This window comes from Arthrobacter sp. 10T413_2, from assembly GCF_056394205.1.
The window spans coordinates 1-11,717 of record NZ_JBFTHK010000139.1 but is presented as its reverse complement, the minus strand read 5'-3'; the positions used below and the strand labels follow the sequence as shown (position 1 = coordinate 11,717).

Sequence of the window (11,717 nt, the reverse complement as noted above, 5' to 3'; positions counted from 1 at the left end):
GGTCTCCTCCGGTGCCCTGCCCGCGGGGCTGGGGCTGAACTCCACCACCGGGGTCCTGTCCGGAACCTCGACGACGGCGGGCCCGGCAACGTTCACGGTCACCGCCACGAACGGGGTCAGCCCCGACGCGGTCACGCCCTCGCTGACCATCACCGTGAACCCCCCGCAGTCGCCCGACGGTACCCAGGCCGCCGTCGTCTTCGGTTGGGGCCCGGTAGTAGCCGGGGATGAGTTCACCTATACAGGCGCGCCGAATCCCTTGAAGTGGAATGTGTACAACAGCCCGGGACATGCGGGCAACGGGATCCGGAGCCCGAACGCCTGGGCCGTGGACGGCAGCGCCGCCACCGTCAGTGGTGACTCGGCCGGCACCACCGGCGGCATGTCGGCCAGGTTCGCCCAGCAGCAGTACGGCCGCTGGGAGGCCCGGATGCGAACCAGCGACCGGGATCCGAAGTACCATCCAGTCCTGATTCTCTGGCCGAACAACAACACGTCGCCCAACTGCGCGGAGATTGATTACGCCGAAGGAACGTCCGATACGAGCAAGATCAAATTCTTCCTGCACTACGCGTGCAGCGGCTCGAACTTCCAGACCCAGGCAGCCCAGACGATCGACACAACCCAGTGGCACAACTACGCGGTCCAGTGGACACCGTCCGGGATCACCGGCTACATCGACGGAGTCCCATGGTTCACCGACACGGACCCGGCGCACCAGCCCACGGTCGGGATGCACCAAACCATCCAGCTTGATTGGTTCCCGGACGGGACCGCCACCAAACCGAGCCAGATGCAGGTCGACTGGGTCCGCGTGTACGCCTGACGAGAGCAGCACCTGTTCCCGAGGCCCCTTGCACGCCAAAGCAAGCCGAGGGAGTGGAGCTGTGGCAGGTGCACTTCCGAAAGCCCGATACCTCATGAGATGGTGTGTGTTCTGATGAAACGGATCGGTTTTCTCTCCTTCGGGCACTGGGGCGACGTCCCCGGTTCGCGCGTGCGTTCGGCCCGGGACGCCCTTCTCCAGGCGATTGAGCTGGCCGTGGCCGCGGAAGAGGTCGGCGTCGACGGCGCGTTCTTCCGTGTCCATCACTTTGCCGAGCAGCAGGCCTCGCCGTTCCCGCTGCTCGCCGCGATTGCAGCGCGCACCTCCCGCATCGAGATTGGCACCGGCGTCATTGACATGCGTTATGAAAACCCGCTCTACATGGCGGAGGAGGCTGCCGCCGTCGACCTCATCAGCGGCGGCCGCCTGCAGCTGGGGGTCAGCCGTGGTTCGCCCGAGACGGTGTTAGCCGGCTACGAGGCCTTCGGTCACCTCCCGGCCGAGGGCGAGTCCGACGCCGACATGGCCCGCCAGCACACCGAGCGGTTCCGTGCCGCCATCGTCGGCGCAGGCGTGGCCCGGGCCAATCCGCAGCTCAGCGGGCACAGCGGGCTGGTCCCGGTTCAGCCGTTGTCACCAACACTGCCCGAGCGGATCTGGTGGGGTGCCGGAAATCGGGCCAGCGCCCGGTGGGCGGCGCAGCAGGGCATGAACCTCATGTCCTCAACCCTGCTGACCGAGGACACCGGGGTTCCCTTCGACCAGTTGCAGGCCGAGCAGATCGCCGGATTCCGGGAGGCGTGGGCTGCAGCCGGCCATGCGCACACGCCCCGGGTGTCCGTCTCGCGCAGCATCATTCCGCTGATCGATGACGAATCGCGGCGGTACTTCGGGCTGCGCGCCCAGGCCGATGCCCGGGACCAGGTGGGCTACCTCGACGGCGGCCTCGCCCGCTTCGGGCGCAGCTACATCGGCGAACCCGGCCGCCTCATTGACCAGCTGGCCCGGGACGCGGCCGTGGCCGCGGCGGACACCGTGCTCGTCACCGTCCCCAACCAGCTTGGGGTGGACTTCAACGTCCGCCTGCTTGAGTCGATTTCCCGGGACCTCCGCCCCTCCCTGGGATGGGATTGACGACGTCCCCGACTCAGTTCGAGCCGCCGATCACGTTCTGGTCCCAGTCGATCACGGATCCGGTGACCACCCCGCTCCGTGAGGAGAGCAGGAAGACCACGAACTCGGCGATTTCGTCGACCTGACCGAGCTTGCCCATGGGGACAGACGCGTTGGCCTTGTCGAGCCAGTCATCGCCGGCTCCGTGGAACCGGCGTTGGATCGCGTCTTCGCCTTCGGTCGCGGTCCAGCCGATGTTGACGCCGTTGATCCTGATCTTGTCCCAGCGGTGGGCATGCGCGGCGTTGCGGGTCAGCCCGGCCAGGCCAGCCTTGGACGCGACATAGGGTGCCAGGTACGGCTGGCCGGCGTGCTCGGACATCGTGATGATGTTGACGATGTTGCCGCCCGCGTCGCGATCCTTCAGGTGCTTGATGGCCTCGGACATGATGAAGAAGGGCGCCTTCAGGTTCACCGCGATGTGCTGGTCGAACAGCTCCGGCGTGGTGTCGGTCATGCTGCCGCGGGTGGTCAGACCGGCGGCGTTGACGACAGCGTCGAGCCGGCCGAAGCGCTCGATCGTCCTGGTCACGGTGCTGCTGGCCTGCTCGGTGTCGGCGAGATCCGCCTGGAGGAAGACGGTGGGCACGCCGAGCTCGGTTAGCTCTGCGGCGACCTTCTCGCCGGCGTCGACGGACCGTCCTGTCACGGCGATGCCGGCGGCGCCCTCCGCGGCGGCCTGCCGCGCGATGCCGGCGCCGAGGCCGTGCGTTCCTCCGCTGACCAGCACGATGGTGTCGTTGAGTAGTCCTGTCACTTTCGTAGGGCTCCTTCGTCAGTAATGACCTTTTCGATAGCGATGGTTTTGCCCGTTGCGGCCGACTCGGCTGCGGCGTCGGCAAGGATGAGGGCGGCCATGCCATCCTCAAACCCCGGCGAACAGGGGATTCCGGCGTGGATGGCGTCGACAAAGGCGTCCAGCTCACGGCGGTAGGCCGCGGCGTAGCGCTCGAGGAAGAACGGCTCGTACGGGTCGGCCCCTTCCACGGCCAGTGTGCCGAAGCTGCGGACCGTGGTGGGTGAAATGTTGTCAGCGCGCAGCATGCCCTGGCTGCCGAAGGCTTCCAGCCGCTGATCGTAGCCGTAGGCGCTGTGCCGGGAGTTCGTGATGCTGATTAGTTCGCCGTTCCGGCCGCGCAGGGTGATGACGGCGGAGTCGAAGTCTCCTGCCTCGGCGATGTAGTCGGAGAAGACGTTCGCGCCGTGCGCGGTGACCTCGACGACGTCGGGAATGAAGAACCGGGCCATGTCCAGGTCATGGATGCTCATGTCCCGGAAGATTCCTCCAGAGGAAGCGATGTAGGCGGCAGGCGCGGGGGCAGGGTCCCGGCTGGTGATGGTCAGTTGCTCGAGCCGTCCGATTTCCCCGGCCTGGACCCGCTGTCGGACCGCGGCGAAGGCCGGATCGAAGCGCCGGTTGAACCCCATCATCACCGCGGCGGTGCTGCCGGCCAGGTCCGCCAGGCAGCTCCGCACCCGGCCAATGTCCAGATCGATCGGCTTTTCGCACAGCACCGCAACGCCCCGGCCGACGGCGGCCCGGATGAGGTCGATGTGCGTCGGCGTCGGCGAACAGACGACGACGGCATCCAGGGACGCATCGGCGAAGACGTCGTCGGTGGAGCCGGTAGCCCGGGCGCCATACAGAGCGGCGACCTCGCTGGCGCTGCTGATCACGGGATCGGCCACCCATGCCAGGTTCACGCCGGGGTGGGCGGCGATGTTCGCGGCGTGGACCCGGCCGATCCGGCCAGATCCACACAACGCGATGTTCAGTGTGTTCCGTGAGATCACTGTCGCCTACTGACCGTCGGTGAGGCGGCGACGGCTGGCCGCTTCGAGATCGCGGGCGATGTCTTCCTCGGTGGCGTCTTCCTGCAGACTGCGCCAGATCAGCTCGGCCTGCGATTCGGGCGCGATTCCGCCGACCGGCTGGTCCCGGTCCAGGTTGGTGGGGAAGCCGTAGCCCTCGGCGGACGCGGCGATGACATTGCGCAGGAACCTCTCGCTGGCGCCGTCGGCCTTTAGCCGCCGCAGCGTCGGGTACAGGGCCTTTGACATAGCGGCGCGGTCCACCGACTCCATGGCACGGCCGAATGCGGAAGAGACCTGCAGCAGGTTGGCCATGCGCCGAATGTCCGAGGACGTGTTGTGACCCGCGCCGTGGAACAGAGCCGGATTAAAGAAGACCGCGTCCCCCTTTTCCAACGGCAGCTGGACGTAATTGTCCTCGAAGTAGCGGGTGAACTCCGGCTTGTGGAAGGCGAGGTAGCCGGCGTCGTACTTGTGGGAGTGCGGAAGGTAGAGAGTAGGCCCTGATTCCATGGGCATGTCGCAGTGTGCCACCGCTCCCTGCAGGGTCAGTGCGGGGGAGAGCAGGTGGACGTGGGCCGGGTAGCGCGCGGCCTGCGTCGCGGACATGAAGCCGAGATGGTAGTCGCGGTGGGCGGTCTGGGCGGCCCCGCCGGGGTTGACAACGTTGACCTGCGAGGTGACCTGATAGTTGGGGCCCAGCCAGGCCTCGGAAATGAGGGCCAGGATGTCGTTGGAGTAGTAATCGGCGAACACTTCGGGTTCCCGGACGGCGAACTTGTCCAGTGCCCCCCAGACGCGGTCGTTGGCGCCAGGCTTGGCGAAGTGGTCTCCGGCCGCGGCGCCCGAGGCCTTCTGGTCGGCGATGATCGTATTGAAGGATGCGGTGGCGCGGTCGACGACGGCGGTGTCGCCGAAGGCGCCCTTGAAGACCACAATGCCGGGGCCGGTGCTTAGGGCGCGGATGAGTTCGGCCTGGACATCGGCCCGTTCTTCCGGAGTGTCCACGTAGTTGCGGAGGCGGTTTCCGTAGATCAGGACGTTACGTTCGACGGCGTCAGCATACGCGTAGTCCTCGAGCCGGGTTTCCTGGCTGACAAGGGCGATGAAGTCGTCGAGTTTGCAGTTGCTTTCAGCAAACCACTGAGGGCTGTTCGCGCCCACGGTGTGGGTGTTCGCGGTGGTGGTCATGGCGTTTCCTCCTTGAAACATCTTGAACATCGTTCTTGGGTTGTTGTTCGTGCAGGTGCTTTCCAGCTTCCCCCGGCGGGTGCGGTCGCCACAATGTCTGAATCCATCAAAAAACCATCATTCGGCGCCCCTGCATTGCCCGGATGTGTCCTCGGCTACTGCCGGCTGCGGTTGCCTGCTGATGGCCACAAAAGATACGGCACTCGTTCGTTCACAGTGGCGGCATGCGATGCAGGACTGAGGGTTTTCTACTGACACGGTCTCGCTCATGGGAGGCTCCTTTCATTGGTTTGGTACCTTGCCTTCCAGCTTGAACTCATGGCAAAGTCATTTCCAGACCAAAACCCATCAGAAAGACATCAGAAATCGCCGTGGAAGGACCCTCATGACCCATCCGTTTTCGGTCAGGGAAATCGCACGCCAGGCAGGGGTCAGTGACGCGACGGTGGACCGTGTCCTCCATGACCGCCCGGGTGTACGGCAGAGTACCGTGGGGCAGGTGCGCCAGGCGATCAAGGACCTGGAGGCCCAGCGAATCCAGCTGGAGCTCACCGGACGCAGATTCATGGTGGACGTCGTCGCCGACGCTCCCGTGCGGTTCACCTCGTCGGTGAAACACGCACTGGAATCTGTCCTGCCACTCATGCGGCCGGCAGTGTTCCGGGCCCGTTTCCATCTGCACGAGCAGTGGACCGCGAATGAATGTGTGGGGGAATTGGACACGATCGCCAAGCGGGGGAGCCACGGCGTCATCCTCAAGGCCCCGGACCTACCCTCAATCACGGCCGCTGTGGACCGGCTGGCCCAGATGGGGATCCCGGTGGTTACCCTGGTCACCGACCTTCCGGCCAGTCACCGTGCGGCCTACGTCGGCATGGACAACAGATCGGCGGGGGCTACGGCCGCCTACTTGATCCACCAGTGGCTGGGAACCGCACCCGGAACAGTTGCCGTGACGGTCAGCAACGATTTCTTTCGCGGCGAGGAGGAACGGGAAATGGGTTTCCGGGCGGCCATGCGGGCCATGGACCCCGGACGGCACGTCCTGTATCTGCCCGGCAGCGATGGGCTGGACCGGACAACCCGGCTCCTGATGGGCGATGCCCTGGCGGCATACCGCGACCTTCGCGCCGTCTACTCGATCGGCGGCGGCAACGCCGGCATCAGCGAAGCCTTCGATGCCGCCGGTCGAAGGCCGGACGTGTTCATTGGCCACGATCTCGTCCCGGATAACGTGGCTTTGCTCCGCGCGGGGAAAATGAGTGCCGTGCTGCACCATGATCTCAAGCAGGACATCCAGAGATGCTGCCGCATCATCATGCACGCCCACGGCGCCTTGACTGACGGCGACCCCGGCGAATCCTCAAAGATCGACATCATCACACCCTTCAACGTCCCGTCCGGGTTCTGACGTATCTCAGCGGCGGAAACTGGCATGCTGCCCGAAGGGTTAGTACCGTCGTCGTAACAGCAAGTTCGCCATCAGGTAGGGGAACCATGAGCAAGAACGGCAGGAACCGGAACAAGGGCGCCGTGGGCAAGAGCGGCGCCGGTTCTCCGGCGTCTGGATCCGTTTCCCTGAGCACGTTCCGCGTTGGCCGTGCACTGGACGCGCTTACGCCGGCGTTCGTGCAGTGGTTCGACGACGGCTCGCCGGGCGCTGCCTCCCTGGCGTTGGGGTGCTTGAAGCAGGTCGAGAACGTCCTCGGCCGCTATATGGACAGCACGGCCGCGGCGGAGGTGACCGGATTCGAGCCGGTTCCCCTTGCGGCCGCGATCTCCGACGAAGTCGTTGCCCTGAGCGACGCTCCTGCCGACGGGATGACGGACCTTGAGAACGCCGGTTTCATCGTTGGCGCGTTCCACGTCTATGTTGATTTCCTTGCCGAGACGGGCCGGTGGAGCGGCTCCGCAGAGCAGCTGGCAGGCGTCGTGGATTTCCTGGACCTCATCGCGGATGATGACGACGAACCCGGTGTCATCGATGTGCCGTACGTCCCCGAAGAAGAGGCCCTGAAGGCTTTGTCTGAGCTCCCGCTGATTCGACGGGCGACGGCACTGCTGCGGTGGATCGGCGATGGGCGGCCCGTCACGGCCACCGGAGCGCTCCGTCTGCGCGATATCGAAGCGGCGGCTGCCTGCGTCAGCGTCGCCGTCAAGGGCGGGGCCAAGCAGGCGAGTGCACCGCTGCCGGGCACTGCCGTATCGTCGGAGCCCGTGCCCAGGGTCCGGAGCATGTATGAGGTGCCGCTTCTAGCGCAGATGTGGAACGCCCTCGAAGCCGCCGAACTGATTCAGATCAAGTCGACAAAGGCCGTGCCGTTTCCGGACTCGGCCGCTTTCCTGACGGGCAGCGACTCGGAACGGCTGGACGAGTTCTCCCTTTTCGCGCTGTGCTTCCTGCGCGAGGCTGTGCTCGGGTTCGACCCCGAACAGCCTTGGGAAAGGATCCTCGCCGGAATCCAGGCGTCGATTCTGATCGCGGCCACGACGGCGGATCCGCCGTCGCTGGAGCGCGTGCTCGCCGCCCCGCACCACGCGCCAGCGGCGGAAAAGTCAATGACCGAGCTTTTTACCAGCATGGCCGTGGGGCGCCTGGAAGTGCTCTCCGAGCTGGGGCTGCTCACTATCGACACCCATTTCCGGGTGCCGGCGGCGCTCATTGGCTGCGTGGCGGACGTTTTCGACGACGAGCGGCTGCTGGCAGAACTGGGCCTTGAGGAAGACCCGGACGATCCGGATGATGACCAGTTCTTGCGCTGGGGAGGTCCGGAGACGGCAGTTCCGGAGACTGCGGTGCCTCCGACGGCAGCGACGGCGGCACCGCAGGCCGGCGCCCCGGTTTTGCAGCTGAAAATCATGCTCAACGATTCGAGGCCGCCTATCTGGCGGAGGGTTCTGGTTCCAGCGGGCATGCCGCTCCCGCAGCTGCACCAGGTGATCCAATCCCTGTTCGGCTGGTTCGACTACCATCTGCATGAGTTCCGGACCGGGGGCTTCCGTGGCCCCGCCTACGCGCCGTTGAACGACGAGGGTGAAGTCTACGGTGACGCTTCCCGCGACGAATCGTCGGTCACGGTCGGCGAACTGCTCCCGGCCGTGGGCAGCACCATGACCTACACGTATGACTTCGGCGATAACTGGGTGCACAGCATCAAGCTGGAGAAAGTTCTGACGTCCGACGACGACGGCGGGCAGCTCCCGCGGTGCACCGCGGGGCGCGGTGCCGCGCCGGCGGAGGACAGCGGCGGCACGCGGGGATGGGCGAACATTGTCCAGGCCGTGAACGATCCAAGCCACGAAGAGAATAGGGAGTACCGGGAGTGGCTGGGAATGGTGCCGGGCGAGATCCTGGACCCCAAAGCCTTCGATATCGACGACCTCAACGAGGACCTGGCAGACCTCTTCTGACGTGGGATACCGCGTGCCCTGACGTTCCCGGAGTCGCGCTTGTTTTCGCTGCCGAGAGCTGTGCGTGGAGTTGCGGCATCGCCGGGCGGTCGGTGTCGCGCAGCCAGTCGTCGAAGAACGCGTCGAGCTGCTGGCCGGAGGTTTTTTCCATCACGGCTTCGAAATCCCCTGTGCTCGCGGTCGCGTTGTTGTACCGGGTCAACCACAACCGGGCGCCTTCGAGGAACGCCTTGTCACCGATCTTCGCGCGCAACGAGTAGATTGCAGCCGCTCCACGGACGTAAACCTGACCCGCGAACAAGTTGTCGCGGCCGGGGTCGGCTATGTTCAGCGCCCAGCGGTTGTCTGCGTCAAGGTACCTCACCGCGTCCGCGAAGTGTTCAGGCATCGTGGCCGTACCTTGGTGCTCGGCCCACAGCCATTCGACGTAGGTCGCCCAGCCTTCGTTCAGCCAGATGTCCTTCCAGTCAGACGGACTCACCGCGTCGCCGAACCACTGGTGCCCCAGTTCGTGTACCACCGTGTATTCGTCCGCGACCTCCGAGTAGACCGGCCGCGTCTGCGTCTCCAGCGCATAGTCGACCGTGTCGTCGTCGACAATCGCGCCGAACGACTCGAACGGGTACCGACCGAACTGGCCCTCAAGGAAGGTGATCATCTGGGGCTGCAGCGCGAGTGACGCCTTCGTCTCCGCCAGTGCCGCACCCGTCACGCCCGCGTCGATGGCGTTGATGATCGGCAGCCCGTGCGGACCCACGTCGTGGGACAAGGCGAAGTCACCTATGTCCGCCGTCGACAGGTAGCTGGACATCGGGTCCGAGGCATTCCAGGTCCAGGTCGTCCATCCGGCCGTGGTCTCCGGACGGCCGACGGGCAACCCGTTCGCCACCGCCGTCTTGCCGGCAGGCACCGTGATGCGGAACGTGTAGGTCGCTTTGTCTTCAGGGTCGTCGTTCACGGGGTACCAAGTCGCAGCACCGTCGGGCTCGTTGACCACCATCGCGCCGTCAGCCGTGGTAACCCACCCATAGAGTGCCCCGGTGGTGTCGAGCGGCCGCCCGGTGGTTCCGCCGTAGTCGATGACGATTGTCGTGGTCTGTCCGGCCTTCAGCTTCGGCCGCAGCCCGACGGTGAGTTCCCAGATGCGGTTCGCGTCGTCCTGCTTCTGTGACCACTCGGCACGGTCGTTGCCCTGCGACTTCCCGTGCGTCGCGGCCTTGCCGTCCACCCGGACCGACGTGACGTCGAGGCCGCGCAGGTCGAAGTTGAGTGACTCCAGGTCCTGCGTCGCGCGGAGCGTGACCGTCGCGACGCCGTTGATGCGGCCTGCGAGGGCCGTGGCGTTCGTCGGCGGCGCGTAGCGGAGCGCGAGGTCATAGTGGACGACGTCGTACCCGCCGTTGCCTGAGTACGGAAAGTACTCGTCGCCGCTTCCGGTTCCGCCGGCCGAATAGCGGGGTCCGTCAGGGCCCGGGGCGGCCTGCGCAGTCCCGCTGAGCGCGCCGACGCCGGCTGCCGCCAGCACGACGGCGACCGCAATACGGCGCAATCGTCCGTTGCTTGTGTGAGAATCCACGACTACCGCCCCCAATTGATTGTCGAATGTCGACCATGATCCTCACAGCAACCTAGGAAAACCTTTGGCCCCATTTCCTTCCGGCGTGTTTCACCACGTTGCCGGACACCCGCTAGGTCAGTTCTCCAGCGCCTCCGCAATGATCTGGACGATGTGCCGGGAGCCGCGGCCGGCGAGATCGGCCACTTGGGTCCGGCAGGAGAACCCGTCCGCCAGGATGTCCCGGTCCGGGGTAGCCGCGATCTTGCCCAGAATTCCCTGTTCGGCAATGGTCACCGAGACGTCATAGTGGCCTTTTTCCATGCCGAAATTGCCGGCGAGGCCGCAACATCCGTTGGAGACATCCACGTCGCAGCCCATGGACGTCAGCAGCTCCAGATCCTTCCCGTACCCCATGACGGCGTTGTGATGGCAGTGGGGTTGGGCAAGAATCCGTTCGCCGCCCGCAGGTGGCTCCCAGTTGATGGATGTGAGGAATTCCGCGACGGTCCGGGTCCGGGTGGAGACCTGCCGGGCGCGTTCGTCGTCGGGCAGCAGCTCGAGCAGGTCCGCGCGGAGCACTGCCGTACAGGACGGTTCGAGTCCGATCACGGTCCGGCCGGCCGCTACATGCGGGTGCAGGACGTCCAGGGTCTTCCGGAGGGCCGCCTTGGCCGCGGTCAGCTGTCCTGTTGAGATCAGCGTCAATCCGCAGCACGCTCCGGGGCCGGCAATTTCGATGTCACATCCCGCGGCCTGCAGAACCTTGATCGCGGCAAGGGGAACATCGGGGCTCAGCGCGTCCGAGAACGAATCAACCCAGAGCAGGACCCTGGGGGCGGAGGCCGCCGTGTGCCCTGTCGGGCCGCCCGCCGCCGCCGGGACCCGTGAGGTGTTCAACGCTCCGGCTTGGGCCCCTGCCAAGGCATGGAAAGGCGCTTTCGGGAATGTCGGCAGGGACCGGCGGGGATCCGCCCCGGCGAGCCGCAGCATGGTCCGGCGGAGGATCCCGACGGAGGCAACTTTGTTGACCAGGGGGCCGAGCGGTCCGATCAGTCCCAGCCAAGTGGGCAACCGGCCGAGCGTGTAATGGCTGAGCGGACGCAGCCGGCCTTTGTAGCTCTGGTGCAGGGCCTCCGACTTGTACATGGCCATGTCGATGCCGGTGGGGCAGTCGCTGGCGCACGCCTTGCAGCTCAGGCACAGATCGAGGGCCTCATGGACTTCCGGGGACTTCCAGGACATGTCCACTACGCCGCCGTTGAGCATTTCCTGCAGGACGCGGGCCCGGCCCCTGGTCGTGTCCTTTTCATCCTTAGTGGCGAGGTAGGACGGACACATGAACCCGCCCTCCTCGCGGAGATCGGCCCGGCATTTGCCGACGCCAACGCAGCGGTGCACGGCGTTGGTGATGTTGGCGCCGTCGTGCGCAAACGCAAAACCGTCCGATGCCAGCAGGCTGGCGGCGTGCGGGCGGCGCAGGTGCGCGTCGAACGGGTCCGGATTGATGATGACGCCGGGGTTGAAGATGTCCTGGAGATCGAAGAGCGCTTTGAACCCGGCCATCGCGGCCAGGGCCCGGGGCGAATACATAGTCTTCAGCAGTTCGCCGCGCGCCCGGCCGTCGCCGTGTTCGCCCGAGAGCGAGCCGCCGTACTTGGCGACGAGGTCCGCCGCCGCCGTCAGGAAGCGGCGCATCACACCGGCATCGTCGTCCAGCGGGAAGTCGATCCTGACGTGGACGCAGCC

9 protein-coding genes are annotated in these 11,717 nt (G+C 65.8%); 4 read left to right on the top strand and 5 right to left on the bottom strand.

Annotated features, from left to right (window positions below; genetic code table 11):
* Positions 1-826: family 16 glycosylhydrolase (locus AC1DBQ_RS17635; protein WP_476929748.1), on the top strand; the 826-nt coding region annotated here is incomplete at its 5' end.
* 114 nt (positions 827-940) lie between these two features.
* On the top strand, positions 941-1,960 hold the full coding sequence (locus AC1DBQ_RS17630; protein ID WP_476929747.1) for an LLM class flavin-dependent oxidoreductase: 1,020 nt from the start codon (positions 941-943) through the stop codon (positions 1,958-1,960).
* Between the two features lie 13 nt (positions 1,961-1,973).
* Here AC1DBQ_RS17630 and AC1DBQ_RS17625 read toward each other — a convergent pair whose 3' ends face one another.
* Genes AC1DBQ_RS17625 through AC1DBQ_RS17615 form a run of 3 tightly spaced genes read right to left on the bottom strand, consistent with a single transcriptional unit; the run spans position 1,974 to position 5,002 of the window.
* Positions 1,974-2,756 (bottom strand): SDR family oxidoreductase, encoded by a 783-nt coding sequence (locus AC1DBQ_RS17625; protein WP_476929746.1) that lies wholly within the window; start codon positions 2,754-2,756, stop codon positions 1,974-1,976.
* Complete coding sequence (iolG, locus tag AC1DBQ_RS17620) at positions 2,753-3,793, bottom strand: inositol 2-dehydrogenase (RefSeq protein ID WP_476929745.1); 1,041 nt, start codon at positions 3,791-3,793, stop codon at positions 2,753-2,755. The genes AC1DBQ_RS17625 and iolG overlap by 4 nt, the downstream gene beginning before the upstream one ends.
* A 6-nt stretch (positions 3,794-3,799) precedes the next feature.
* Positions 3,800-5,002 (bottom strand): phytanoyl-CoA dioxygenase family protein, encoded by a 1,203-nt coding sequence (locus AC1DBQ_RS17615; RefSeq protein WP_476929744.1) that lies wholly within the window; start codon positions 5,000-5,002, stop codon positions 3,800-3,802.
* A 385-nt stretch (positions 5,003-5,387) separates the two neighbouring features.
* Between AC1DBQ_RS17615 and AC1DBQ_RS17610 the strand changes: the two genes are divergently transcribed.
* Both AC1DBQ_RS17610 and AC1DBQ_RS17605 read left to right on the top strand, forming a co-directional pair.
* Positions 5,388-6,413 carry a LacI family DNA-binding transcriptional regulator gene (locus AC1DBQ_RS17610; RefSeq protein ID WP_476929743.1) on the top strand — a complete coding sequence of 342 codons (1,026 nt, stop codon included), beginning with the start codon at positions 5,388-5,390 and terminating at the stop codon, positions 6,411-6,413.
* Positions 6,414-6,499: 86 nt separating this feature from the next.
* On the top strand, positions 6,500-8,413 hold the full coding sequence (locus AC1DBQ_RS17605; RefSeq protein ID WP_476929742.1) for a plasmid pRiA4b ORF-3 family protein: 1,914 nt from the start codon (positions 6,500-6,502) through the stop codon (positions 8,411-8,413).
* Here AC1DBQ_RS17605 and AC1DBQ_RS17600 read toward each other — a convergent pair.
* Both AC1DBQ_RS17600 and AC1DBQ_RS17595 read right to left on the bottom strand, forming a co-directional pair.
* Complete coding sequence (locus tag AC1DBQ_RS17600; RefSeq protein ID WP_476929741.1) at positions 8,385-9,962, bottom strand: M1 family metallopeptidase; 1,578 nt, start codon at positions 9,960-9,962, stop codon at positions 8,385-8,387. The genes AC1DBQ_RS17605 and AC1DBQ_RS17600 overlap by 29 nt on opposite strands.
* Positions 9,963-10,106: 144 nt before the next feature.
* On the bottom strand, positions 10,107-11,717 hold a 1,611-nt coding region (locus AC1DBQ_RS17595), incomplete at its 5' end, for a (Fe-S)-binding protein (RefSeq protein ID WP_476929740.1).

Coding starts and splice junctions, on each gene's coding strand:
- AC1DBQ_RS17615 (WP_476929744.1), bottom strand. CDS start 5,002: ATGACCACCACCGCGAACACCCACACCGTGGGCGCGAACAGCCCTCAG.
- AC1DBQ_RS17610 (WP_476929743.1), top strand. CDS start 5,388: ATGACCCATCCGTTTTCGGTCAGGGAAATCGCACGCCAGGCAGGGGTC.
- AC1DBQ_RS17605 (WP_476929742.1), top strand. CDS start 6,500: ATGAGCAAGAACGGCAGGAACCGGAACAAGGGCGCCGTGGGCAAGAGC.
- AC1DBQ_RS17630 (WP_476929747.1), top strand. CDS start 941: ATGAAACGGATCGGTTTTCTCTCCTTCGGGCACTGGGGCGACGTCCCC.